Annotated in this window: 24 protein-coding genes; 8 read left to right on the top strand and 16 right to left on the bottom strand. The window is 60.6% G+C overall.

Annotated features, from left to right (window positions below):
• Both GL4_RS14830 and GL4_RS14820 read right to left on the bottom strand, forming a co-directional pair.
• Positions 1-1,626, bottom strand: coding sequence for an acyl-CoA synthetase (locus tag GL4_RS14830; protein WP_045368657.1), 1,626 nt, complete (start codon positions 1,624-1,626; stop codon positions 1-3).
• Positions 1,627-2,022: 396 nt separating this feature from the next.
• Positions 2,023-2,904: a DUF1013 domain-containing protein gene (locus tag GL4_RS14820; RefSeq protein ID WP_045368653.1), complete on the bottom strand. Its 882-nt coding sequence runs from the start codon at positions 2,902-2,904 to the stop codon at positions 2,023-2,025.
• 212 nt (positions 2,905-3,116) lie between these two features.
• On the opposite strand from GL4_RS14820, the gene GL4_RS14815 reads away from it, so the two are divergent.
• A complete protein-coding gene (locus GL4_RS14815; RefSeq protein WP_045368651.1) occupies positions 3,117-4,121 on the top strand; it encodes a YheT family hydrolase in 1,005 nt (334 codons plus the stop codon).
• Between the two features lie 180 nt (positions 4,122-4,301).
• Entirely contained in the window at positions 4,302-5,027 is a 726-nt protein-coding gene (gene mddA / locus GL4_RS14810) for a methanethiol S-methyltransferase (RefSeq protein ID WP_045368650.1), read from the top strand.
• Between the two features lie 32 nt (positions 5,028-5,059).
• Here the strand turns inward: mddA and GL4_RS14805 are convergent, their stop codons facing one another.
• Positions 5,060-6,055, bottom strand: a complete 996-nt coding sequence (locus tag GL4_RS14805) for an NAD(P)H-quinone oxidoreductase (RefSeq protein ID WP_045368648.1) — start codon at positions 6,053-6,055, stop codon at positions 5,060-5,062.
• A 120-nt stretch (positions 6,056-6,175) separates the two neighbouring features.
• On the opposite strand from GL4_RS14805, the gene GL4_RS14800 reads away from it, so the two are divergent.
• Positions 6,176-6,364, top strand: a complete 189-nt coding sequence (locus GL4_RS14800; RefSeq protein ID WP_045368646.1) for a DUF1192 domain-containing protein — start codon at positions 6,176-6,178, stop codon at positions 6,362-6,364.
• Positions 6,365-6,653: 289 nt separating this feature from the next.
• On the top strand, positions 6,654-7,184 hold the full coding sequence (gene rcdA, locus GL4_RS14795) for a protease adaptor protein RcdA (protein ID WP_045368644.1): 531 nt from the start codon (positions 6,654-6,656) through the stop codon (positions 7,182-7,184).
• Between the two features lie 422 nt (positions 7,185-7,606).
• Here rcdA and GL4_RS16975 read toward each other — a convergent pair whose 3' ends face one another.
• Positions 7,607-8,698, bottom strand: coding sequence for a TIR domain-containing protein (locus tag GL4_RS16975; protein ID WP_052464653.1), 1,092 nt, complete (start codon positions 8,696-8,698; stop codon positions 7,607-7,609).
• A gap of 274 nt (positions 8,699-8,972) precedes the next feature.
• On the opposite strand from GL4_RS16975, the gene GL4_RS14785 reads away from it, so the two are divergent.
• Complete coding sequence (locus tag GL4_RS14785; RefSeq protein ID WP_045368642.1) at positions 8,973-10,481, top strand: GNAT family N-acetyltransferase; 1,509 nt, start codon at positions 8,973-8,975, stop codon at positions 10,479-10,481.
• 31 nt (positions 10,482-10,512) lie between these two features.
• On the opposite strand, the gene GL4_RS14780 is transcribed toward GL4_RS14785, so the two are convergent.
• From GL4_RS14780 to GL4_RS14765, 4 genes are all read right to left on the bottom strand, one after another.
• Entirely contained in the window at positions 10,513-11,853 is a 1,341-nt protein-coding gene (locus GL4_RS14780) for an HlyD family type I secretion periplasmic adaptor subunit (protein WP_045368641.1), read from the bottom strand.
• A 10-nt stretch (positions 11,854-11,863) separates the two neighbouring features.
• Positions 11,864-13,888 carry a type I secretion system permease/ATPase gene (locus GL4_RS14775; RefSeq protein ID WP_082025700.1) on the bottom strand — a complete coding sequence of 675 codons (2,025 nt, stop codon included), beginning with the start codon at positions 13,886-13,888 and terminating at the stop codon, positions 11,864-11,866.
• A 26-nt stretch (positions 13,889-13,914) separates the two neighbouring features.
• On the bottom strand, positions 13,915-15,909 hold the full coding sequence (locus GL4_RS14770; RefSeq protein WP_045368640.1) for a hypothetical protein: 1,995 nt from the start codon (positions 15,907-15,909) through the stop codon (positions 13,915-13,917).
• A 123-nt stretch (positions 15,910-16,032) separates the two neighbouring features.
• Entirely contained in the window at positions 16,033-16,920 is an 888-nt protein-coding gene (locus GL4_RS14765; protein WP_052464651.1) for a hypothetical protein, read from the bottom strand.
• A gap of 572 nt (positions 16,921-17,492) precedes the next feature.
• On the opposite strand from GL4_RS14765, the gene GL4_RS14760 reads away from it, so the two are divergent.
• Positions 17,493-17,894, top strand: a complete 402-nt coding sequence (locus tag GL4_RS14760; protein WP_052464649.1) for a transposase — start codon at positions 17,493-17,495, stop codon at positions 17,892-17,894.
• A 510-nt stretch (positions 17,895-18,404) separates the two neighbouring features.
• On the opposite strand, the gene GL4_RS14755 is transcribed toward GL4_RS14760, so the two are convergent.
• A complete protein-coding gene (locus tag GL4_RS14755; RefSeq protein ID WP_052464647.1) occupies positions 18,405-18,902 on the bottom strand; it encodes a hypothetical protein in 498 nt (165 codons plus the stop codon).
• An 85-nt stretch (positions 18,903-18,987) separates the two neighbouring features.
• Between GL4_RS14755 and GL4_RS14750 the strand changes: the two genes are divergently transcribed.
• Both GL4_RS14750 and GL4_RS14745 read left to right on the top strand, forming a co-directional pair.
• Positions 18,988-19,557: a hypothetical protein gene (locus GL4_RS14750; RefSeq protein WP_045368638.1), complete on the top strand. Its 570-nt coding sequence runs from the start codon at positions 18,988-18,990 to the stop codon at positions 19,555-19,557.
• Between the two features lie 52 nt (positions 19,558-19,609).
• Positions 19,610-19,918 carry a hypothetical protein gene (locus GL4_RS14745; protein ID WP_156137639.1) on the top strand — a complete coding sequence of 103 codons (309 nt, stop codon included), beginning with the start codon at positions 19,610-19,612 and terminating at the stop codon, positions 19,916-19,918.
• A 26-nt stretch (positions 19,919-19,944) separates the two neighbouring features.
• Here the strand turns inward: GL4_RS14745 and GL4_RS14740 are convergent, their stop codons facing one another.
• From GL4_RS14740 to GL4_RS16970, 7 genes are all read right to left on the bottom strand, one after another.
• The gene (locus GL4_RS14740; protein ID WP_045368633.1) at positions 19,945-21,468 is read right to left on the bottom strand and encodes an inorganic phosphate transporter; all 1,524 of its coding nucleotides are present in this window, start codon (positions 21,466-21,468) and stop codon (positions 19,945-19,947) included.
• A gap of 271 nt (positions 21,469-21,739) precedes the next feature.
• A complete protein-coding gene (gene lpxD, locus GL4_RS14735) occupies positions 21,740-22,774 on the bottom strand; it encodes a UDP-3-O-(3-hydroxymyristoyl)glucosamine N-acyltransferase (protein WP_045368632.1) in 1,035 nt (344 codons plus the stop codon).
• Positions 22,775-22,894: 120 nt separating this feature from the next.
• Entirely contained in the window at positions 22,895-23,065 is a 171-nt protein-coding gene (locus GL4_RS17800) for a hypothetical protein (protein WP_172653376.1), read from the bottom strand.
• Between the two features lie 30 nt (positions 23,066-23,095).
• Positions 23,096-23,341, bottom strand: coding sequence for a hypothetical protein (locus GL4_RS14730; protein WP_045368630.1), 246 nt, complete (start codon positions 23,339-23,341; stop codon positions 23,096-23,098).
• Positions 23,342-23,448: 107 nt separating this feature from the next.
• Positions 23,449-23,658, bottom strand: a complete 210-nt coding sequence (locus GL4_RS14725) for a cold-shock protein (RefSeq protein ID WP_045368628.1) — start codon at positions 23,656-23,658, stop codon at positions 23,449-23,451.
• 380 nt (positions 23,659-24,038) lie between these two features.
• On the bottom strand, positions 24,039-24,860 hold the full coding sequence (locus GL4_RS14720; RefSeq protein ID WP_045368625.1) for a transglutaminase-like domain-containing protein: 822 nt from the start codon (positions 24,858-24,860) through the stop codon (positions 24,039-24,041).
• A gap of 206 nt (positions 24,861-25,066) precedes the next feature.
• Positions 25,067-25,732: a potassium channel family protein gene (locus GL4_RS16970; RefSeq protein WP_052464638.1), complete on the bottom strand. Its 666-nt coding sequence runs from the start codon at positions 25,730-25,732 to the stop codon at positions 25,067-25,069.
• Positions 25,733-25,793: the final 61 nt, after the last annotated feature.

Here is a 25,793-nt window from a genome sequence, read left to right as displayed (position 1 = left end):
TTAAACGTCCTTCGCGAGTTCCCGCAGCTTGAACTTCTGGATCTTGCCGGTGGAGGTCTTGGGCAGGTCCACGAAGACGACGTAGCGCGGGCATTTGAAGTGGGCCAGGTGCTCGCGGCACCACGCGACGATGTCCTTGGCCTCCGTCTTCGAGCCCTCGCGCAGCTCCACGAAGGCGCACGGCGTCTCGCCCCATTTCGGATCGGGTTTGGCCACCACGGCCGCGCTCAGCACGTCGGGGTGCTTGTAGATCGTATCCTCGACCTCGATGGACGAGATGTTCTCGCCGCCCGAGATGATGATGTCCTTGGAGCGGTCCTTCAGCTGGATGTAGCCGTCCGGGTGCATGACGCCGAGGTCGCCGGAGTGGAACCAGCCGCCGGCGAAGGCTTCCTTGGTGGCCTTCTCGTTCTTGAGATAGCCCTTCATGACGATATTGCCGCGGAACATGACCTCGCCGATGGTCTCCGCGTCCGCCGGCGTCTTCTCCATCGTGTCCGGGTTCATGACCGTGAGATCCTCGAGCGTCGGATAGCGCACGCCCTGGCGAATGCGCTTCTTGGAGCGCTCTTCTGCGGAAAGCGTGTCCCAGGCCGGCCGCCAGGCATTGAGCGTCGCGGGACCGTAAGTCTCCGTCAGACCGTAGAGATGGGTGAGGGCGAAACCCGCGTCCGCCATGGCGGCCATGACGGCGGCCGGCGGCGGCGCGGCGGCGTGGTTGAAGGCGACCTGATGGTCGAAGTCGCGCTTCTCCTCGTCGGAGGCGTTCAAGAGCACCGACATGACGAAGGGTGCGCCCGACAGATGAGTGACCTTGTGGTCGGCGATCGCATCGTACATGGGCTTGGCGCGAACCGCCCGCAGGCAAACGTGAGTGCCCGCCACCACGCTCAGCGACCAGGGGAAGCACCAGCCGTTGCAGTGGAACATCGGCAACGTCCACAGATAGACCGGGTGCTGTCCCATGCCCGTGGCGATGGTGTTGCCGTAGCACATCATGGCCGCGCCGCGATGGTGATAAACGACGCCTTTCGGATTGCCCGTGGTGCCACTCGTGTAGTTCAGCGAGATAGCGTTCCACTCGTCGGAGGGCATGGCCCAAGCGTAATAAGCGTCGCCCTCCGAGATGAAGTCGTCGTAGTCCAAGTCACCGAGGCGCGTTCCCGGCTCGCCGAGCTCGGTGTCCTCGTAGTCGATCAGGAGCGGCTTGACCTTTGCGAGGCTCAGGGCCTCTTTCATTACGTCTCCGAATTCCGTGTCGCAAATGACGACCTTGGCTTCGGCGTGATCGAGCATGAAGGCGATATTGGGCGCATCCAGCCGCGTATTGATCGAGTGCAGGACCGCGCCCGTCATCGGCACGCCGTAATGCGCTTCGAGCATCGAGGGCGTGTTGGACAGCATCACCGACACGGTGTCTCCAACGCCGATCTCGCGTGCCGCGAGCGCGGAGGCAAGCTGGCGCGCGCGCGCATAGAAGGTCTCATATGAGATATGCGCGTTGCCATGAATGATGGCGATATGGTCGGGATAAACAGCGGCGGCCCGCTCGAGGAATACGAGCGGCGTCAGCGGCTGATAGTTCGCCGGCGTCTTGCCGAGCCCGGCGTCATACGGATTTGTCATGGGTCTTACGGATTGGGTGCGTTTGGTTGCCGCACCCTAGCCACGGGCGACCCGATGAATCAATTCTTCTTATGGGCAGACCGGCAAAAAAAATCGGCTTCGTGGACGGTGAGATCCACGCGGTGCGGCCCGGTTGCCTCAGCGCTAGCTGGAACGGTGCGAATAGTAGGCGAGCGTGATCCCGAATGCGCAGAAGGCAACGATAATCAGGGTGAGAATACCCATTTCGGTCGGGCTCATGAAAACCTCCCTTTCATCAAGAGCGACGAAGGGGGCATGCTCGCGGCAGAGCGGGCCTGCGGCCTTGAGGGAGATCAAGCCTGGATTGGGGCAGTGGCCGACGGTCAGACGACGGACGGGCGCACGCATTCGCGCCGCCCGCGCCGGTCATCGCAATCAGCCGTCGGACGAGTTCTTCTCGTCCTCATTGCCGTCTTTGTCGCTCTCGTCTTCGGCGCTCTCGCCTTCCGTGCTCTCACCCTCGACCTTCAGGTCCTTGAGCTTGGCGAACACGGAATCCGCATCCGGCGCTTCCTCCACCTGCTCGGGCGCCGCCATGGCGTCGCGGGCCTCCTGGGCCAGCGAGGAGGCCATGTCGTCCTCCGACGGCTGCGGCGGGGCGAACGGCGTGGGGCCTTCGCCCCCGCCCGTCACGTCACCTTGGGTGTCCGTCAGACCGATCGTCTCCTCGGTCGGGATCAGGGAGCCGGCCTTCTCGGCGCCCTTGCCGGCCTTCTTCTGCTCGCGCTCAACCCGCGCGGCCGCCCGTTTCACGGCGGCGTCGAGATCGATTTGCGAGCACAGGCCGAGCGTCACCGGGTCCTGTGCCACCAGGTTCGGAGAATTCCAGTGGGTCCGTTCCTTGATGGCCTGGATCGTCGGCTTCGTGGTGCCCACGAGACGCATGATCTGGCTGTCCTTCAGCTCCGGATGGCTTTTCAGAAGCCACAAAATGGCGTTGGGCCGGTCCTGACGGCGCGACACCGGCGTATAGCGGGGTCCGCGCTTCGTCTTGACTTCCGGCACCTCGACCTTGGGCTCCAAGAGCTTTAGCCGATGCTTGGGGTCTTCCTCGGCGATGTGGATTTCTTCGCGCGAGAGCTGGTTGGACGAGATCGGGTCCATGCCTTTGATGCCCTGCGCCACGTCGCCGTCGGCGATGCCCTTCACTTCCAGCACGTGCAGCTGGCAGAACTCGGCGATCTGCTCGAAGGTCAGCGAGGTGTTGTCGACGAGCCAGACCGCCGTCGCCTTCGGCATCAATGGGGTGCGATTCATAGTGACATTCAAACCTTGCTTAAAAGGGTTCCGTCGCGTCCCTCGCGTTTTTCAGCGAAAGAGCCAAACGTCCCAATTTGAGGGGAATGCACTCTATATAGGCGCAAGGGCTCAAATAGGCAATCGGTTCCCGCGGGTGGGCGGGAACGCCTTGCGGGCGTGTTTTGGCGCGGGGGCTTGAATTCGCCACACCGGGCACGACCTGCTGTGTTGTGCTGGACGAACCGATCAAACCTGCAGCGCGCGGCGGCGTCTTTCAGGATCGCGCCCCTTGGTGGGGCGGCGATCTTCAGACCCTGCGCAATGTCGTCATGCGGCGCAACAAGCCTCTGCCGGGCCGTGCATCCTCCGTTGAATTCGAGACCGCGGATGGAAGTGGCGACCGGCTCAAGGCTACGCTGAGCGAGCCCGATGCGCCGGACCCGCGCGCGCCGCTGATCGTCCTCATGCACGGTCTCACCGGGTGCGAAGACAGCGACTACATGCGCGCGTCGGCGCGGTTCCATCTCGCCCGCGGCCGCATGGTTCTCCGGCTCAACCTGCGCGGGGCAGGTCCGGGCCGGTCCCTCGCCAAAAACTACTACCATGCGGGCTGCGCCCCGGACGTACAGAGCGTGCTGGAGGGGCTCGATCCGCCGCTAACGGGAAACGGCGTTTTCCTGATCGGCTATTCGCTGGGTGGAAACGTCCTGCTCAATTGGCTGGGGCGTGCAGACCATCCGGCGTTCGTGATCGGGGCCGCGACCGTATCGGCGCCGATCGAGCCGGCCCAAGCCTGCGAACGGATCCTGCAGCCGCGCAACGCGCTTTATCACCACTTCCTCATTCAGCGGATGAAGCGGGATGTGCTGTCGTCTTGCGTGCTCTCGTCCCAAGAGCGCCGAAGCGTCGCCGATACCCGCTCCGTGTTTGAATTCGACGACCGTTGGGTGGCGCCCCGCAATGGCTTCGACGGCGCGCTGGACTATTATACGCGCACCGCCGGCGCGCAGTTCGTGCCGGCGATTGCGATTCCCACACTGATGATCCACGCGGCGAACGATCCGTGGATTCCGCCGGGCCCCTATTTTCGTGCCAGGGAACACGGCAATCCGAATGTGGATATCTTTCTAGCCCGGAGCGGCGGGCATCTCGGGTTCCATGAGCGCGGCGAGCGAGAGCCTTGGCACGACCGCATGATCGACTCGTTCATTCAAGGTATTGCGGGCCCGGCGTGATTGGGCCGCGTGCCGGGACAGCGGCCACAGCGGCAGACAATTAGAATAGGCCGCCAGTGCTCACGCACGCGGGACGCGTGTGGCGTTCGCGTTGCGCTCAGCGTATGATACTAGTCAGTATGGATACCAAAAGAGCCGTTCGAGGCTCTCGTCTCTTGCTGATTGCTAAGGGAGGTTGCCATGGCTGCGCTGATCTACGGTGCCTTCTGTTACGTTCTTTTTCTCCTGACCTTTCTCTATGCCATTGGTTTCGTGGGCAACATTGTGGTTCCGAAGACCATCGATAGCGGTCTCGCGGGTCCCACGACCGAGGCCCTCATTGTGAACGTTCTCCTGCTTGGACTTTTTGCCGTACAGCACAGCGTCATGGCACGGCTGGAGTTCAAGCGCTGGTGGACGAAGTTCGTGCCCAGTGAGCTTGAGCGCAGCACGTATGTGCTCGCGTCAAGTCTCGCGTTGATCCTTCTGTATTGGCTATGGCGCCCGATGCCCGCAGTCGTCTGGTCCGTCACAAATCCTGTCGGCGCGGGGATCCTATGGGCGTTGTTCTGGATCGGCTGGGTGGTCGTGCTCATCAGCACGTTCCTGATCAGCCATTTCGACCTTTTCGGCCTCAAGCAAGTCTATGCGCACTGGCGCGGCCAAGAGTTCCGGTCGCCTGAGTTCACGTCGCCCTTGTTCTACCGGTTCGTTCGCCACCCGATCTACTTGGGCTTCCTGCTCGCATTCTGGGCGACGCCGGTGATGAGCGTGGGCCATCTCCTGTTCGCAATCGCGACGACGGGGTACATCCTTATCGGCATCTTCTTGGAGGAACGCGACCTCATCGCCATTCACGGCGATGCCTATGTCGACTACCAAAGTCGCGTTTCGATGATCGTGCCGATGCCGCCGCGGAAGAAGTAAATCGCGGCTTCGGGGCTGGCGTAGTCCCGCTCCTATGTGGTGGTTAGTACGATCTTGCCCACATGGCTGGGGTCGTCGATGCGCTTATGGGCTTCGGCGGCGTCAACGAGGGGGAAGGTCGAGTCGATAACGGGCTTGTACTGGCCGTTTTCGACCAGAGGCCAAATCTTCTCCTCGATCACCCGGGCCATTGTCGCCTTGGTCGCATCGGTCTGAGCACGGAGCGTCGATCCGGTGAGGGTGAGGCGTCGCATCATCAGCCGCATGAGATCCACCTCGACCTTGGAGCCTTTGAGGAACGCGATCTGCACGATATGGCCTTCGAGCGCCGCGGCGCGGATGTTCTTCTCGATATAGTCGCCGCCCACCATGTCGAGGATCACGTCGGCGCCGTGCTTGTTCGTCACCTCTTTGACGACTTCGAGGAAGTCTTCCTTGCGGTAGTTGATGGCCTTCACCGCGCCGAGCTCTTCGCAGGCTTTGGCCTTCTCATCGTCGCCCACCGTGACGATCACCTTTGCGCCGAATGCGGTCCCGAGCTGGATGGCCGTGGTGCCGATGCCGCTCGCCCCGCCGTGGACCAGGAGCCAATCGCCTTCCTTGAGGCATCCACGCTCGAAGACGTTGTGCCAGACGGTGAAGATGGTCTCCGGCAGGGCCGCCGCTTCAACCGCACCCAGGCCTCGAGGCGTAAGAAGAGTGGTGGCTTCGGGCGCGGCCGCGTATTCCGCGTAGCCGCCGCCATTCACGAGCGCGCAGACGAAATCGTCGGGCTTGAACCGGGTCACGTTCTCTCCGACGGCGACGACCGGCCCGGACACTTCCAGGCCCAGCAAATCGGACGCGCCTTTTGGCGGCGGGTAGAGACCTTGGCGCTGCAGCACGTCGGGCCGGTTGATGCCGGCGGCGGATACGGCGATGAGGACTTCGTCCGCGGCGGGCTTCGGCACGGGCCGCGTGCCCGGCGTCAGTTGTTCCGGTCCGCCCGGCTCGCGGACTTCGATCACGGTCATGGTCTCTGGCAGCATTCTCGTCCCCATTCGGCTTCGCTTTCGCTCGTTCACTCTTAGAGAAGACGGCTGCGCGATGCTAGGATGAGCTCGATCGCACGAATGCGATGGCCGGCGCGCGATGCGGAGATTTCGACCATGGACCTCGACGACCTCACACCGAAAAAGCCGAAGGGCCACGAGATCGGGAAGGACTTATCCACACTGTCCGTGGACGAATTGCGCGCGCTGATCGAAACCTTGAAGGGCGAGATCGCGCGCATCGAGGCCGTGCTCGGCGAGAAACAATCCTCGCGCAATGCCGCAGAGGCCGCGTTCAAACGCTAGACCGGCCGGGACAGAGTTTCTTTAGGTAAAGAGGCCCTTAGTCTTAACCGGTTGTTAGGGACTCCCCCGTAAAGTCATCGTTATCCAGTCCTCTGGATCTGAGTGGCCTGTTCCACTCTGTTTGACGCCTCCCTGTTAACTTCCTGAGCCGCCGTTTCGGCGGCTCCTTTTTTTTGCCCTCCGCTCGCCACAGCTTGCGTTTTAACCTTTCCTAACGGAAGGTAACGACAGCGCTGGCCCATGGCATAGTATGCCGCTCAATAAGAGGGGCGATGGAGTACCGGGGGACATGGCGGGGAAGACCGAAAATACAACCTATGGTGACGGCGTAACCGTCTCATTTGGCGCGAAATTCGCGCGTTCCGACCAGTTCAAGAGCGTCTTCCGCGAGGGCATGGCGCTGGTCGAAGCGGCCGCGGCCTATCTCGACGGCGACGGCCGCAAGGAGGCCCGCCAGCTCAAGCCGCCGCACTCTCTCGCTTACGCCACGGAGAGCATGCGTCTCACCACGCGGCTGATGCAGCTCGCGTCCTGGCTCCTGATCCGCCGGGCTGTCACGGAAGGCGAACTGACCCCCGAACAGGCGGTCGAGGAGCAACGCAAGATCAAGCTTCCGGTGGAGGATTCAAAGCCCGTGCGCGATCTCGAAGCGCTACCGGAACGGCTGCGCGCGCTCATCGAGGAGAGCGTGAAGCTGCAAGAGCAGGTGGTCCGGCTCGACCAGATGATGGATTTCAAGGAGCCGGGCGCCGATGCCCATCATCCTGTCGGCGCGCATTTCTCGCGGCTCCAGGCGGCCTTCGGCCAAGACCGCGAATAGGGCCCGTCTCTAAGACGACTGCGACCGTCTCCTGAAACGTGACAGGGCGTCTGCCCGGCCCTTGTGGCGGGTCCGCGTCGCGCGTGCTCGAGGTGTTCGCCCAGTACCGTCAGCGGACATTTCCGGTGCCGACGCACCCAGTGCAGAACCCCTTTTCGATTGGACCGCAGTCCGATAACGCAGCCCGGACCGGCGGGTCGCGCGGCTGCACCCGACTCCGCTAATACTGCATATTTTCTCCAACCTTGTAAGTAAATGTGCTATAATTACAGATGTGGTGGTTTCCCTCCCACCGCAGCCCATGGGAATTGAGGAGGCCCCGTGTCCCCCCGTACGGGGCTTCCTTATTTTTTGCTCTCAGGACATACGGTTATACTTTGCGTACCCAAGCGGGATACATGATCTCGCTGTCGGTTCCGATACTATTCTGTCAACTTAGAGAGCGGCTCTTTCCCATCCGGAATGTCAGTTGCGCGTTTTTCTTCTGCCCGGATTTTCGCGAGATCATCGTCAGCGATCTCCAGCCTGCGTACGAAGTCGGCGTTGCTCGGCTCGGCGTTGCGTAACGAGTGCAGGAGGTGTTGGGCATCAGCGGCGGCGAGCACCGCCCTTTCGGTGTCGCCGAGTTCTCTATAGGTGTGAGCAAATTGAAGCAGCACCGCCGCTCTTCGGTATTTCGTCTCCGGCGTGAGCGGACCGCGTTTCATGACATCCCAGAGTAACGACTCACCGTAGGCGAAGACGTTGACGGCGGTGGTTTGCGGCGCAGCGTCGGCAATCGCCTTCCGCGCGGGTTCCCCCACGTTGGCGTCGACGAGATCAAACGTCCGGGCGAAGAAAGCTTTGTTGTTCGGTGAGCCGCTCAAAACGGCGATTGCGGTCAGCCCCGCAACGATGCCGAGGTTCATCAAAGGGCCGAGGCGTTGGTTCCGGACACGCTTCTTTCCTCGCGCTCCTATCCGAGCCGTTTTGCGCGGCGACAAGCCCAACAGGTCGGAAGCTATTGTGGCGGCGGCACGTTCCGGCTCGTCCTTGTCCTGGCTGACATCGGCCGCCTCGACGTCGACCGGCCCTTTCGTAATGTTGCCATCGGCGTCCATCTCGAATTTGAGCAGCGGCGGAATGCACTCTCTTTCTTCGTCGCCGGCCTTGCCATCGACAATCAGAGGGAAGACAGGCCGCGTGGGATGCTGAGCCTTGAAGGCACGGATCTGTTCGTTCACTTGATAGCTTTTTGCCGCCGCGGGCGAGCAAATGACAATGAGACTTCGAGACGCCTCCAAGGCGCCAATCGTGGTTTGCGCCAGCGCGTATTTCGCACTTTCGTCTTTGCTTGCCCGGAAAAAGTGGTGCGTCCCTGCGCCCGGCTTGCCCGCGTAATAGCGCTCGAGTTGCTGCGTAAGCTTGTCGGCCCACACGTCATCGCGGTCGCTGCACGCAACGAAGCCTTCGTAGGTTGCCTTGCGCGGCTGGTGCCGTGTGGCGGGTCCTGGAGAGGTCAGCCAACCGAACAACTTAGGACTCCCTCAGCGTCGGGTGTCGCCAAGCTAACAGCGGTACGCGAGCGCCTTTCGATCTGACAGTAGCAGTGGGGCTGTTTCCCTTCCAAATCGGCGGGACTCTCGCGCACCGAAGGAAATCTATCATCCGGCATGCATCTGCACAAGCTTTACATCGATCCGAGGCGCGGCGTGTACTTTAACTCTATTCAACAGATAAGTTTCTATACATGAGCATTCCTTTATAGTACTCTCTACGAGGTGGAGTAACTGATATAAGACGTACCCAATGCGTATTGACATCATCGACACGCACCAGGAACTGCTTGATATCAGGGAGAATTGGGAGGCCGTGTATGCGAGCGATCCCGAGGCGCAATTCTTCCTATCCTGGACTTGGATCTCACGCTGGCTGGATGGGGACAGGTCCCAATGGTTCGTTCTCGCCGCCGCGCCCGACAGCTGTTCCGACTATGTGGCGTTCTTTCCGCTGAGACTGCGCACGAGAATGCGCAAGCAGGGCGGCGGCTTTTACAACGAGATTACGCTGGCCGGCCGCGGGCTGTCGGACTACTCCGGCCTCATCACACGGCCTGAATGCGAAGGACAAACAGTCTCTGCGTTCAGCCGCTATCTTCGGCGGGCGAATTGGGCCGCGCTGACATTGGAATTCTTCCGTTCCTCCCCCAACAGACTCGAGCGCCTCTTGCGAAGTTTGCCGGCGAAAGATTTTCGCCGGATCGAAATTCCGGCGGTCAACAAGAGGGACAACGTCAACAATCTCGTTTGTCCGTATATCAGCCTGCCGGACTCCTGGGACGCGTATCTTGCGGGGCTCGGCTCGAACACGCGACAGAAGATGCGCCGCTTTTTGCGGAAGGTCGATGAGGGGCAGGAGTACCGCATCACCGTTGCCAACGCGGACACGATCGACCGCGATCTCGATATTCTCATGAACTTCTGGGCGACGAAATGGGCGCAGCGCAAAGGCGATCGCCTACGCGGGCTGGTGCGGGTCAATCGAAGCATGTTTCGGGACTGCTTCGAAGGCGGGGCTCTGTTTCTTCCCGTCGTGTGGCAAGGAGACAGGCCGCTCGGGGCGCTTGCCACCCTGGTCGACCATCAGAAGAAGGCGTTTCTGTTCTTCCTGGCGGGACGCGACGAAACGGTTCGTACGCCGGTCCCGTCGGGCGTCGCCCTCCATGCCTACAGTTTGCGGCATGCGATCGAGAACGGAATCACGACCTACGACTTTCTGCGCGGCAACGAAGAGTACAAGTACATGTTCGGCGTCGAAGAGGTGTTGCTCCATAACCTCGTCATCACAGCGCCTGGGAATCGAAATCTCGGCGGCAAGCTCGATCCTCGCTGTGTTTCGCGCGTCCTGCAAAAAGCGATGCAACTCCACAAGGCCAACAAGCTCGCCGATGCCGAGCGAGGCTATCGCCAGGTGCTCGACGTGACGCCTCGATCCCCTGCGGCGCTCTATGGCTGCGGGCAGCTCTTGATGCGCAAGAAGGACTATCAGGGAGCAAGGCAAATGTTCCGCAAGCTCATTTCGATCAAGCCGGATGCAGACAATGTGTGGCTCCGACTCGGACTCACCTTCGAGGCGCAGAGTCGTTTTGCGGACGCGGCAAAAACGTACCGCCGGTTTCTCCAGCGCAAACCCTCCAACGCCGCCGCTTACTCGAGGCTCGCTCAGGTACTGCTGGCACTCGGGAAAACGGGGGAGGCCGACTCAGCATTCCAGGCGGCATCGACTCTACAGCAAGAGACAAGCGCTCTCGTCCATTGAGCAGTGACGCGGCTTCGGGAATATCGGCCGGTCACAATTCGCGGAAAGCTCGAGACATGCTGTCCTCGATGGGCTTGAACAGATACTCGAGGAAGGTCCGGTCGGCCGTCTTGATATAGACCTCGACAGGCATTCCGGGCGTGGGTGCGAAGTCCGGGAGTTTCGATGCCTCGATCAGATCCAGCTTGATGCGGGCGATATAGACATCGCTTTGAGCGTTCGATGTGTCCTGTTTGCCTGACACGAGCGAATCCGCGGAGACGTACACGACCTCGCCCGGAATCATCGGCGTGATACGGCGGTTGAGAGCGGAGAGGCGCACCATCGCATGCTGGCCCCGCTTCACGACGTCGATGTCCCGCGGTCTGACTTGTGCCTCGATCAGCAACTCCGCCTGAACCGGAAGGAGCTCCATGATCGGTTTACCCGGCTCGATGACGCCGCCGGGCGTGTGGTACTGGAGCTTCACCACAATCCCTTTGACCGGCGCGGTGATGCTGACGCGTTCGACCACTGCCTTTGCCGCGTTTATGAGTTCGCGTACGTCCTTGAGCTCGGCGGAGACCTTGTGCATCTCCTCCACAGCCGTCTTGACGGTATTGTTCCGGACGCCGGTCACCTGCTCTTTGATGCGTGCGATGCGTTCGCGCGCGTCACCGATTTCCCCAGTCAGCCTACCGATCTCACCCGACAGATTTGCCTTCGCACGTTCCAGGGATAGGACCTCCGGTTTGCGGATGAGCCCCTTCTCGAGCAGACCCTTCTTCCCTTCGAGCTCTTCCTCGACATAGGCCAGCTGCTGGCGGACCGCGGCGAGCTGGAGCTTTCCGCCTTCGACCCGCTGGTTCAAGGCGTCTACGCCTTCCATCAGAGTTGCGACCTCGGTCTTGACGGCATTGCGCCGCGCCGTCAGCGCCTGGCGTTCGCGTTCGAGTATTTCCACGATATCCGGATTGGATTCCTGATCGGCAACTTCCTGCGGGAAAGTCACATCGTCCTGTTCATTCATTTCTGCCTTCAGGCGTGCTTCCTGGGCCATGGCGCGGGCCTTGCGCAGTTCCAAGCGGCGCAGTTCCGTGCGCGGCTCCCGCTCATCCAGGTCGATGAGAACGTCGCCCTTCTCGACCACATCACCTTCGCGAACGCGGATCTCTTTGATCACGCCGCCTTCCAGATGCTGAATAATTTTGTTCTCACCAGTCGCGACGAAGGAGCCGCCCGCAATGATCGCGCCGGCGATAGGAGCGGTTGAAGCCCACGATCCAAAGCCGAGCAAAAATGCGACCATTATGAAAATGCCGAAGATCGTCGCTGCTCGCGTCGATCGGGGAATGCCTGCATACCACTCCTGGGGCACCGGTACCTGACTCATCGCAGCGCTCCTACTCGTCCTCGCGGTCCAAATCGTCCAACTCTTCAGCCTGATAGTTTGCCCCGCCGCCGTTGGCTTCGACCTTCTGTGTTTCGAGCTCCTTGCGCGCTGTGAGCAGCGGAATGATGTCATTGCGGTCGCCGAGCGCTTGGACGGTTCCCTTCTGCAGGATCATGATCTTGTCCACGCTCCTCAGCAGCGACGGCCGCTGGGTAATCGCAATCACCGTTATCTGTTTCTTCTTCGCTAACTCCAGAGCGCGGGCGAGCGCACGCTCTCCGGGCGGATCGAGATTGGAATTCGGCTCATCCAAGACGACGAGCTGCGGGTCTCCGAAGAAGGCGCGGGCAAGGCCGATGCGCTGTTTCTGGCCGCCCGAAAGAGGCGTCCCGTCCATCGAAACCTGAGTCTCGTAGCCTTGGGCGAACTCCGACACCATGGCGTGAACGTCCGCAATCTCGGCTGCGTCGAAGATGGACTCATCGCTCGCGTCCTTACGCATGCGCGCGATGTTTTCCTTTATCGACGCGGGGAAGAGTTGGACGTCCTGCGGGAGATAGCCGACGTTCTCGCCGAGTTGCCGCGGATCCCAGTTGCGCAGATCCATCATGTCGAGGCGGACGTTGCCGGCCGTGGGAAAGATCGAGCCGACAAGCATCTTGCCCAGTGTCGACTTGCCGGTGCCGGACGCGCCGACGATACCTAGGGACTCGCCCGGCTTCAGTTCGAACGAGACACCATTCAGGATCACCTTCTTTGCGGGCTGCGGCACGTAAAGAATGCGATCGACGATCAAATGCCCCTTTGGGCGCGGCAGGCGGAGCCTATCGAAATTCAGCGGCGAGGATTGCAGCAGCTTCCGCACGCGAGCGAAGGCGGATCGTGCTTGCACGAAACTGCGCCAACCTTCGATCGTGCCTTCGATCGGTGACAGGGCGCGGCTGCCGACGATCGACGCCGCGATAATCATGCCGCCCGTCAAATGACCATGCGTTGCGAGGTAGGCACCCCAGCCCAGGATCGCGATCTGGGTGCCGAGGCGCACGAACTTGGACAAGGCGGTCAGCCAAATATTGCGGTCCTGCGCGGACACTTGTGATTTTAGAGACTCTGCCGTCTCGCCGCCCCATATCAAGACGCCCTCGGGGACCATGCCCATGGCGTTCATCACCTGTGCGTTCCGCGCCATGGCGTCGGCCTGCAAGTTGGCCCGCGTACCGAACGCGTTTGCGCGGGCGAAATGCACCGCCGTGAACTTCTGGTTCAGGAGCGCAAGTATAAGCAGGACGATGCCGGTCCCCAGGACGATGAAGCCGAGATGGGGGTGAACCAGAAAGACGACGACGAGATAGATCGGCACCACCGGCATATCGAGCATTGTCAGAAGTACCGGGCCGGTGATGAAGCTGCGCAGGTGCTGCAGCTCCGACAGGATTTGGAACTCACGGCTGGACCCGTTCTGCGAGGACCGGGCCGCTGCGCTCAAGACCGGCGCGCCGAGATTGCTTTCCAGATCGACCGCGACGCGCATGAGGATGGTGCGGCGTGCCAAGTCCAAAAGGACGTGTGCTCCGATTGCGCCGACGACGACGATCGTCAGCATGACGAGCGTGTCCATGCTTTGGCTCGTCAGAACGCGGTCGGATAGATTGAAAAGATAGACCGGGATGGCCAGCACAAGCAGGTTCACCACGAACGAGAACACCGCGACGGTCGCGAGATTGCGCCGGCAGCTGGCAAGGCCCTTCGTGAGGACGCCCCTGAAGTCCAAGCTGGAAACGCGCCCGCCGATCGCGGCACTCCCATTTGCGCCATGGCCATCGGCGCCGTTGACGCCATTGGCGCGAGACTTGATGCCGTCGAAGATGTTGCCGATCGCAGCGCCCTTGCCGTTACCGGTGCCGTTACCGGAAGCGGCCTTGGCGGTGTTGTCTGGTTCGACGTCGGCCGGCGCAGAGTCGATGTCCTCGGCGTCGTCGGTTCCGGCCCCGTTCGTCTTCCCGTTGCGCAGCGGATGTCGATTATCGTTGCCCATGATGCAGGTGTGCCCCTGATGACATGCTAGGTGAGGACATTGCCGAGAACGTCCGAATGAGCCGAATCGTGAACCGGAACGGCTACGGCATCCTCGTCGTGGCCGTCTTCTTCGGGAGGTAAGGTGAAGGCGACGAGCTCATTCGCCAGAACGTCCGGATCCGAGCCCGTGACCGTGTCGTCGTTGCTCGCGATCAGTTCTGTTTGGATGAGCATCTCATCCTCGTAGAGCTCTCCACCGATGTAGTAGTCAGCCGCTGGACCGGTGTGAACGATGGTGGCGAAGTTCCCGAGAGCGTTCTCTCCGGTGGACGCTACTTGCATGGCCGGGTCCTCATGCGCGGCCGCGGGGGGCAGGAGCTGGAGTGCGACATCGGCATCGGCAACGACGTTCTCCTGCTCGATGGCGTTGATGTCATAGACGTCACCGGTGATCAGCAGGATGTTGAACGCAGGATCGCCAAAGTTGGGGATGCCGACGCCGGCCGAAAGATCCAATTCGGTGTCACCGGCATTCAGCTGCGCGATCAAGGCCTCCCAGGCCGGCGTGAGCTCTTGAAAGGACTGGGTTCCCCATTGCTCGATCAACGCCTCGTTCTGCAACCAGTTGGCACCGGCCGTTATGGAAGGGTCAGCCAGACCGTCGCCGTCCCCGAAGGCGTCGTCGTAGCCGAGCACTTTGAGCGTGTCCGGGTCGAGCAGGATGTTCTTCTGATAGATTAGGTTTAGCTCGTGGTAGTCGCCGAGAACGATGACCAGATCGTAATTATCGCCGATGGTCAGGATCTCGGTGAAGTTGCCTTGCTCGTTGGCTCCCATGAGGAGCTGATAGTTGGTCAGGTAATTGTCCTGAACAGAGACGTCGTTGTCGTATAGCCAGTTTGCCTGCGATACCACGCTGACGTCGTAGAGGTCGCCGTCGAGCACATCGACGTACCAGTCGATTCCGGGAAAGATATCGCTCCCGGCAAAGCTCGGAACTCCTGCGTCCGTATCGAGAAAGGTGGCGATGTTGAAGGCCTCGTTGCCATCGCCCTCGATCTGAAAAACGCCGTCGCCAGCATACGTGATGTCGTCGTCGTCGACATAGAGATTGAGCTGAACGATGGCGTCGGTCCTAAAGTAGTCGCCGACGACGACCAGGGTGCCGATCCCATGATTGATATCGAAGATGCCCGCGACATTTGCGGCGAGGTTCGAACCTGCCGTCACGATCTGCCCGGGCACGTCCGTCGGATACGCGCTTTCAGCCTCCCCGTCGTCGCCAAGCCCAACCGGGAATACCGGCAACTCGGCGTCTTCGGGCTGCAGTTCGCCGTTTACGTAGACCCCCGGCTCGACGTCGTTCCGGGTCGTTTCACCGGAGGCTTTCCACTCGGCATCGTATTCACCGGCGAACGATATCAGCGAGCCTGTGTTGAAGGAGACGTCGGATAGCTCCGGAGGCGCCGCGGCGACGGCCTGGTCATGAAGGTCCTGAAGCGTATCCGGGATATCTGGGAACTGAAGCGTCTGGAGCGCTTCCGCCGACCACCCCTCGGGGATCGCGATGTCATTGTCCCACATGACGTTGAGTTGTTGGACTTGAATCAGGTGCTGATCCCCGCCGGTATCGTACGTGACGTTGATTGCCAGTTCGCCGTACTCGATCTCGTACTGTAGAAGCGTGGGGGCGGCGATCAGGAGCGGAGCGCCAGGTGCGGCCAGTTCGTCAGGGAGCGCGTTGTCGATGATCGGATTGATGTCCAGGCGACGCGGCTCCGATTGGAGAGGGTCGGCCGACAGCGGACCGTAACCGACCAAGCCGGGCGGTTCCGACTGCGGATCGACAAATCGAGAGTACGTATGGAATTCGTCGAGGTCGGGCGACTTATAGATTGCGTCGTGCGTGCCCGGGTCGAAATCCCCGCGCGCCCGGTGAGCCATGAACTCATCGTAGGACTCGCGCAATCGGCCCGTCTCATTGCTGAGATGGAAGTGCCCTGCGAACAGGCGGATGATCTCGGTAGCACCGGTGCCCATTTATGCCTCCGCGCCGAACTTCTCTCGGCTCGGCTCTTGGCGCCTCTCTCCAAGTATCCCCGCTGATATCGTTTCTCATTGAGAAAGCCCGCGCGGAGTGTCCGCGCGGGCTCGTTGGTTGGGTTACAGGATCGCGTCCGTTGCGTCGTCACCAACAACCGAGATCTCATTTGAGTTGAACTGGATGTTGGCACCCTGAACGATGTTCTGGGTGAACGCTTCGTTGCTGGCGATTCCATCGGCAGACGCCGTAGCGGCATCGCTGATATTGCCGATTTCGGTCTCGGCGTCGACGTCGTCCATCTTGGCATCGCCGCCATGAGCGAAGGCGCTCTGAGAGAATCCGCCGCCGCCGCCGTCGGAATCGTGATGGCCCCAATCCCACTTCGGATCGGATTTGCCGTCACCGCCGCCGCCGGCCTCGTAGCTGACTTCAGCGCGCTCCACCTTGTCGTTATCGACGAGCGAGTTGACCTGCTGGATATTGAACGCGTTGTCGTTGCCCGCGCCAGAAACGTCCTGCCAGACGTCGTTTGCAAGGGCTTGGACGATGCCTTCGTTGTCCTGCGCGTTGAAGTGCTCGATGTCGATCAGATCGTCGTCAGTCGGCAAGCTGTCGAGGTCTAGGTCAATATCGACATCCACGTCGACCTTGGTCTCGACTTCAGTCTTGACCTCGTTCTTGACCTCGTTCTCGATCTTGTTCTCGACTTCGTTTTCGACCTTATTGTCGACGTCGTTTTCTACCTTGTTCTCTACCTCGTTCTTGTTCTCGTTCTCGTTCTTGTTTTCGTTCTCATTCTTGTTGTCGTTCTTGTTGTCACTTTCCTGGTAGAGAGCCTGGACCGCTAGTTGAGCCTGGCCCTGCGCTTGGCCTTGAGCCTGGCCCTGAAGCTGATCTTGCTTCTGGTCCTGATCCTGTTTCTGATCCTGATCCTGTTTCTGGTCCTGATCAGGGTCGTTGTGCTTGGGGTCGTAGTCACGGAAGCCCATGATGGTCTCCTTGGTCATACAAGGGACGCACCGCGGCTGAGAAACTCGCTGATCTTCTGCGTCGGCGAGCAACGCATATGCGATGACGTCCAGTTTCGGTTCATCATCTGCGGCCCGGACTGCGGGATGGCTCGCTTACGCCAAGACACACCGTCAATCTGCCGCCTGCGGTAATGGGATTGCTCTTCCGGGTCTTTGCCTCCTTCCTCTTGCTCCTTGACCGGAAGTCGCCGATCAAGTCTTCGTTATTAGGAGGAGGAAGAGTAATTATCGCAATGATTTTATGCATACCAAGGATTTTCTAATCCATACCCAGCATACATCTCGGAAATAAATGCAAAATTCGCGTATATTACTAAGCATACCTAAGGCATGTGATATTTCTTACTGACTTGTAATTTTAGGTGATTGCCCATGGTCGGTGCGTAATACTATACGTACCATCCTATATACAACGCGTACCCACTTCTACTGTTGAGCCCAAAGCGGGCGCACGGTAGAGTTGGCCAGGGTGACGTAGCTCACGGTGGTGTCCACCGGGTGGTTGAGCTAGAGGATCGCGAGCGATGTCGCTGGCGTCAGACGCACGTATGAAGAGGCGAGATACACTGGATCTCGGCACGTTCCGCGATGAAGAGGCGGCCTACGAGTTCGTCGAGCGAAGAATCTGGCCCGACGGACCTGTTTGTCCTCATTGCGGCAGCAACCGCCGCATCGGACGTCTGAACGGGGCGAGCACCCGTATCCACACATACAAGTGCTACGACTGCCGGCGTCCCTTCACCGTCAAACTCGGAACGATCTTTCAGGACAGCAAGGTCCCCATGCACAAATGGCTGCAGCTCATCATGCTCAGCCGTGCGCTGGGACCGTCACTGACGTCCTACAAAGCTGCGCAGATACTGGGTGTCACCGCCAAGACCGTGACGGCAATGCTTTCTCGATTGCGCGTACTGGAGCAAAAGCTCCGCCTTCGGGGTCGGACCCGGTAGAGCAGCGCCACTCGCGAGAAGGTCGATTTCCTTTGCTGCCTCCAAGATGTCCCGGCTTTGCCATTTTTGTTACGGGCGTACACTGACGATTATGGCCGTCGCCACAGAATGGTCACAAAAAATATAAACATTTAGGGGTGCTGTTAGTATAGCCTTAAGGTTGTAGGGTAGGGTCGGTTGCGTAAGCCCCGATGGTCGTCATGGCGTACAGTTGCGTAAGGAGTTGCGTCACATGTCGCGCCCAAGGGATATGGCGGGTCAAACGCCGCGAGAGCGTCAGCTCGAAAATTTTCTGACTATTTTGAGAGAGAATGGCAGTCGCGAGCTGACAACAGAGTTTCTTGCGGCCTTCTCCGAAATTGCACCTCCGGTGCACCCAAAGACACCTACAGCGCCCGTGGAATCCGATGACAACGCTTATGTCATCCGGGGGTTCTGGGTTGCAAGTGCATCGGTTGAGGAAGCCCCAGATCGGCAGCGGCGACCCGCGTCAAATGGGAAGCGCCTGTCCTACGGTGGCAGATCCGGATCCTGTTCGAATGGTTCGATGTGGCCCTCAAACAGGTCTGACCAAAGGGCCATTGCCGCGGATCGATCGTAGTTGAGGCCGTGTACCCGAGAGCCAGGTGGAAGGCGATCGGGATGATTAGACACGGAGCGCGTCAGTTCTTCCATGAAGCGGCTGGCGTTGAGACAGCCGTGACTGAATTTCCGGTCGTGCCCGCTGCTGAGCAAGCAGATCTCTTCTCCGATCAAATGGCTCGGAAATCCTGTCACGTCCCGCCACGCTTCGAGTTGAACGAGGCCCGCGCTTTGAGAATCGAGGCGCCCCGTCGTGTATTCAGCGACCAAGGAGATCAGCATGCTCATGAAGCCGACCATGTAGGGGTCCAACCAAACTTGCTCCGTCAGTTTCGAGGAAAGTCGTCTCTGACTCTCCTCGACGAATGGTGAGATCAAAGCGACGGTTGCCTTGCGTGCGCGGCGGACCTTCAGAAGTCCAAACATGGCATCACCCCTCGTCGGAAGGGGATCGACACTGGCGTTGGATCGTCATTTTCGCGCGTTCACGGATCAATTGCGAGTCTTTCCCATGGTTTCACGATTGCCGCCGAAACCCGACTTCGAATCGATCGAGACGGCCGCGCTCGCGTCTGCCGACCGCCGGACAATGCTTCTCGCACTGATCGGGAATCTCTCGTTCAGCTGGTCCAACAACGAGAGCATGTTCATCTATGTGCTGATGCTTCTGCTCGATACGGACGAAATATCGGCGGCAATCGTGTTCTCGACGCTCAACACCACGCGGGCGAGACTTGATCTGATACAGCGATTGGCGCTCATCCGAATTGGTCAGCCCGAAGTCCGGGAGGAGCTCGATGACCTGATCGAGCGATTCACGGTAGCCACACGGCTGCGCAACGAGTTCAACCACGCGATGTTCATGCTCAACGAGCAAGGCGACATAACGCACACGCAGTCTTTGCGCATCGTGGAGCGGCGAGGCCAGTTCAAGTTCGGGGAGACCCGCAAAGTCGACCAGGCGCGCATCGACGAAATGTCCGCTGCAATTCACGATCTGCGAGACCTGAACAGAGACCTTTGGGATTTTCTCCCTCGCTTGCAAGCGAGCGTGCCGGCACGCGCGGGGCCTGAACGATGAGACGGCATCGCTTGGGAAGTAGAGGCCGTGAAAAATGTGGGAGGTTTTTGCCATGACGGCCAGACCAGCAGCTCAAATAGTGGACGATCCATCTGTCACGGAGATCTACGTCAACAAGCTCATTAGTGCGGCCTTTGACGGCGCTTCTGTCAGTTTGACCTTTGGCGTGGCGCGTGTCCTGCCTACCGGCAATCCGGACGCAGGGGCGGTGGAGGGGACTGGAGCGGCGAATATCCACGTCACTTCGAGACTTGCCCTGTCCCCCGCTGCCGCCGCGGACCTGACGAAAAGCCTGGGGAAGATGCTCAACACCCTCAAGGAGATGGCAGACAAGAGGTTAGAGGAGCAGCAGCCGAATTAGTCTTCGGTGCTGCGAATGTGCGTTGCCTATCGCAGCCAATCGGCGCAGAGGAAGGTCACCGCCGCGAGCGCCGCCGCCGACGGCACGGTTATGACCCAGGCGGCGACAATGCCGAAAAAGTGCGAGCGCCGTACGAGCTTTCGGTGCTTCAATTCTTCCGGTGCCAGAGCGCGGGGGCGCCCCTTGTTGTGCATGCGATGCGTCCTGACATAGGCCCGCCGCCGCCTGCTGCGCGCAGTGTACTGCTCACGAAAGAACCCGACGCCGAACACCGCGCCGACAACGATGTGCGTGGTCGATACCGGCAGGCCGAGTTGCGAGGCGACCAACACCGTGAGCGCCGCTGAGAGCGCGACGCAGAACGCGCGCATCGGATTCATCTTGGTGATCTGATCGCCCACAATGCGGACGATGCGGGGACCGAACAGGAATAGTCCAAGACTGATGCCGGCCCCGCCAATCACCATGACCCAGATCGGTACGCCGACCGTGCTGGACAGCGTACCTGTCGTGGCGCTGCTGACGATTGCCGCGAGGGGGCCGACCGCGTTGGCGACGTCGTTGGAGCCGTGCGCGAATGAGAGAAGTGCCGCGGAGCAGATCAAAGGCAGGTGAAAGAGCTTCCGCAGGCTCTGGTTGCGGTTCTCCATGCCCTCCGACTGCCTGCGGACCCAGGGCCTCGCCGCAAGATAGGCTGCGGCGTAGATGAGGATCGCGATTCCCGCGATCGCGGGCAGTCCCGGTTTCCAGACGTGCTTCAGGCCCTTCATGACGAGATAGGCCCCAAACGCCGCCGACATGATCCCAACCAGGACCGGCACCCACCGCCGCGCCGCGGTGATCTTGTCCTCCTGGTAAATCAGGTTGATCTTGATGAAGGCCAGGAACGCGGCGGCGATCACGCCGCCGATCAGGGGTGAGGTGAGCCAACTCAGGGCGATGGACCCCATCACGAACCAATCGACAGCGTCGGCGCCAACGGCCGCTAAGCCTGCGCCCAGCACGCCGCCGACGATCGAATGCGTCGTGGATACCGGCGCGCCAAGATAGGTGGCGAGATGGACCCATAGCGCCGACGCCAAGAGCGCGGACATCATGATCCAAACGAAAATCTCGCTGCTGGGAACGAGGTTTGGATCGATGATCCCTTTGGAAATAGTCTGGACAACGCTGCCGCCGGCGATCATGGCGCCGGCAAACTCGAAGATCGCAGCGATGACAAGCGCGCCGGTCATGGTGAGGGCGCGCGCGCCCACCGCCGGACCGACGTTATTGGCGACATCGTTGGCGCCAATCGTCAGCGCCATGTAGCCACCGATGATGGCCGCTGCGATAATCAGTACGCTGCCGGCCGCGGCCCCGGCCTGGAAGCTGGAAAAAATGCCCGCGACGGCGAGAAAAAGAATAGCAATTCCAACGGAAGGCCAGGCGCGGGATACCGCGCGGGTCGCTTCTTCCAATTGCTCGATTTTCTGGAGGTCTTTGTCGAGAGACGGCTTCTTGGTGCTGCCCAAGCCGACCTCTGATTCATCGCCGTTCTGCACTGGCATAAGGTGCGTGCCCCCCGCTTTCCTATGCGAGGTCATATGAAGTTTCTGCCGGACTCACAAGCTTATGACAGCGATATGACAGCGACGGCTCTTCCGCGGATGCCAGCTTGAGTAGTCAGAGGGGGAGAGGGTGCTTGCGGCCCGCCCGTCGTCCAGGCGCCGTGCACCTCGGGACGACGCGGCCCGTTGGTCAGTTTTTGGCCGGACGGGGAGCTGCAAAACCCAACCGGCTCGTGAGCGCGCTCAATCTGCGAAGATGGCCTACGCCTAACTAATTCCGTTTCTTTCCGAGCCGCCTCACCGCGGCGATCTCGCGTGCCCACTCGTTGAACGGGCGTGCCGGCGTTCCGCCCATCCGGGCCCCTTTCGGCACATCGTCCTTTACGTGGGCCATGCCGGCAATCAGTGCCCCGTCGCCGATCTTTACGTGTTCCACCACGCCGGATTGGGCGCCCAGGATGACGAAGTCGCCGAGTACGGCCGACCCTGCAATGCCCGTTTGAGACACAATAATGCAGTGGCGGCCGATCACCACGTTGTGGGCGATCTGAACGAGGTTATCGATCTTGGTTCCTTCACCGATCTTCGTGTCCGTGAGGAACCCGCGATCGACAGTCGAATTGGCACCAAGGTCGACGCCATCGCCAATGATTACCCGTCCTATTTGTGGGATCTTGAAATGCCCTTCCGGGCTCATGACGTAGCCGAAGCCATCCTGCCCGACGCGGGAACCAGCATGAAGCGTGACCCTATCGCCAACCAGGGCATGGGTTACGGAGGCCCCGGGACCCACAAAGCAGTCTGCTCCAATGAATACGCGGTAGCCAACCACGGCGCCTGCGGCAATCGTGGTGCGGTCACCGATCTTCGCCTCGCGCCCGACAATGGCGCCGGGCCCTATAGTGACGCCTTCGCCAATCTTGGCGGTCGGGTGTACCAGCGGGCCGCCGATGGTTGCGTGCGGCGAGTCCGCCTCGGGTTGGAGCGACGAGGGATAGAGAACCCCAATCGCCATGGCGAAGGCGCGGTGCGGCGCGTCCGTGATGATCGGGACGACATTTGCCGGAATGAGACGGACGTCGGAGGGTTTGATGAGGCACGCCCGCGCCTTCGTGGCGCAGAGAGCCTTGGCGTATTTGGGGCCGGTACAAAATGTGAGATGCGTGGCGGCGGCGTCGTTCAACGCGCGCAGGTCATCGATTTCAGTCAGGCCATCGTCCGCACAATTCAACTCAGCGCCGACCGCGTCGGCAATGTGTCTGAGTGAGACAGGGGTCCCGCGGTCAAAAAAGCCAGGATGTTCCACGGTTCCTCCAAGACTGAGTTCGAAACTGCAACGGGCCAAACATGGGCGGTTCTGCCAGGACGAAAGGAGCCGTTGGCCGCCTTTCGGGCTGGGACAACCGCAACGGTATGCTGTTTCGGGTTAGGGTTCCCCTGCGTCGGTAGGGGCGTGGGAGTCCGGGTCGGTCTCACCGCTACGCTCCGCTTGGCGCTTGGCCGTCTCTTCCTCGAGCCGCTTGAGCTTTTCCTGCTTCTTCAGGTGCTTGGCCCGCTCTCGTTCGGCTTTCTGAAAATTGTAGTTCGGCTTGGCCATCTGCACCTCGGTGTCGTTATTGAACGGCGATCACGTTTGCTTCGACCGGCGCGCTCTGACGCGCTTGGCCGGCGCAGGCTTGAGCGCCGCCTCTTCCCTCTCGGCGGCTTCCTTCGCAAGTCGAAGTTCGCGCAAGCGGGCGGTCTTTGTGGCGGTTGCCTGGCGCTCCCGTTCTTGATCGCGCATCAGGTTGTCATGGCGCTGTTGGCTCTGGCTGCGAACCAACTCGGCACTACGCTTGGCTGCCGTCATGCGCGCGGCAAGTGACGTTCTCATGTCAGGCCTTTGGTTCGGTTCGCCATCCAATGGACGGGTTGGAGTAAAGCTAACGAGCCGCCCCCGAAGGGACGGCTCTAATTCATCAAGGCGTTAGTCTAAAAAGACTACGCGGCCTCAATGGTGCTCACAGCGGTTTTGCCGCTGCGGCGATCGATCTCGGTGTCGAACTTGACACTCTGACCTTCGGCCAGGTGCGCAATGCCGGCGCGCTCCAGCGCAGTAGCGTGCACGAACACGTCATTGCCGCCATCGGCCGGTGCAATAAAGCCGAAGCCACGAGTGGAGTTGTAAAATTTAACGGTTCCCGTATTCATCGGGGTTCCTTTCGTCCAAGTGTATGTAGTCGTGCCTGAAGACGCGCCGAAGCGCGACTCGAAGCGAGATTGTCGATGTTTGGGAGGGTCTGAAACGCGCGCTTGTGCGCTACGGCCAATGGTCCGGCCAAATGTCGATTTCTCTATATAGGCGCATTTGGTGAAAACCACAAGGTTTCGCGAGCGGGGCCTTCCTGTGTAACTGCCGCGTTAAATCAACGCGGAAGTCGGACACGGCCAATCTGATGTCCCAAACGTGCGTCCGGCAGACCGGACTGGCACCTGGATGCTGCGATCTTCAAGCCTGGCAATCGTCAAGCGGCCGCTCTTGAGCCGACAAGCGTTGTCCTCGTACCGCTTCATCTCGGGGTTGGCGAACATCACTGAATCGGATTATCGTCCACGCGATCAATCCAGACATTGAAGTCAACCAGCTCATGTTGTCCGAAGCTGTGTGTCAACGGCACGTCAGCCGCGTCACGCCCTTTTGCGATGAGGATTCGGCCCAAGCGGACGTCGTTGTTGCGCGGGTCGAATACCCACCACCGCCCCCCGAGGTAGACTTCCATCCAGGCAGCAAAGTCCATCGGCGCATAGGGCGGTGGTTGTCCGATGTCGCTGACATATCCGGTGCAGTACCGCGCCGGTATGTTGAGGCAGCGGCACAGGGTGATCGCGAGATGCGTGAAGTCGCGGCATACGCCAACTCTTTCCTTCATCGTTTCCACCGCGGTGCGCGTGGCGCGGGAAAACTCGTACCCAAAGCGGATACGATCATGCACGAAATCGCAGACCGCCTGTACGCGTGCCCAGCCGAGAGGCTCCTGGCCAAACTGCTGCCATGCGAAGTCGGACAGAATATCAGTTTCGCAATAGCGGCTCGCCAAGAGGAAGGTCAGCACCTCACCCGGCAACCGTTCGACGGTGTGCTGCTCGGCGGTTGTGTCCTTTTCGTCGGGCAAGCCGGCATCGCGAATGACGGTGTCGGTCGAGACGCAAAATTCACCGGCAGGGGCGGTCAGCCGATTGCACCAATTGCCGAACCCGTCCCGATAGCTTTCGATGGGCACTGCGGGGATGGTGGTGAGCAGATCAGGCCGCTCAAGGTCGCTCGTGCGCGAATAATGCACGCTCAAAAGCAGAATCATCGGTGTAGGCGCAGCTAGCCGGTAGCTGAGACGGCAACCCAGTCGCAGGCGCATGATTCTCTTCCAATTGGAGGAACGGGCAGATGTGGCGGCATGCAAGTCTAACGTACTTCGTCCGCTCGCGCCGCCTTGTAACGTAGGGTCTCCCGCTGACGTCTTTTGGTCAAGGGGTAGCCGACGGGCTACGCGAACTGTGCAGATTTGTCCGACGGCAAGAGGGGCGCCGCGAGTGGGTCTCGCCCAGGCGCGGGTTTGCCTGCTTAGCGCTCGCCGTGTCCGCGAAGCCTAGCGGCTACCTCGAGTGCGACGAGCCGTGCGATCATGACGGCGACGTAGAGCGTCCCGCAAGCCGCCTCCAGGCCCGCCAACGGCCTGGCGGGGCCCGATACGGCAACGATGTCCCCATATCCCACGGTGGTCAGGGTCACGAGGCTGAAATAGATGAGAGCGTCGCTAAGGTTCGTGCGACCGGTCTCGGCGGGAATTCCGGAGAACGACCCGGGGTTTATGTGTTCGATGATGCCGTAGAGATACGCGAACGCGACGGCCAAGAGTAGATAGGCGACAACGGCACCCATGATCGTATTGGCGTCGACGTCGCGCCGCCGGGCCAGCTCGCCGAAGATCAGCGCGATGCTGAGTGCGAACCAGAATAGGGTTACCGTGGCCGACGTCACTTGCAGCCAGGGCGCCCCCGTTAGGAGCGCTGCCCAGCGCGTGACGAGGGCCGCCAGCGTCAAGCAAAGATAGACCCACCGCGTGCTGTCTCCCGACGCCAGCCAATATGCCCCGGCGATGAAGACGACGTTGAACAGCAATTCGATGGCGAAGGCCGTGGCGGGACTTGTGGCGATCGGCGCAATGACGATCAATAGGCATAAGACGAGTAGCAAGACGCCGAAGTTCGGCACTTTCTTCACGCGCATCGGAGGCCTCCTCTCGTTGTGAGGGCGGCCGTGAGCCGCGCCGTCGAACACTCCCTCGGTG

Source organism: Methyloceanibacter caenitepidi (genome assembly GCF_000828475.1).
Taxonomy (GTDB): domain Bacteria; phylum Pseudomonadota; class Alphaproteobacteria; order Rhizobiales; family Methyloligellaceae; genus Methyloceanibacter; species Methyloceanibacter caenitepidi.
This window is presented reverse-complemented; position numbering and strand designations above follow the sequence as displayed.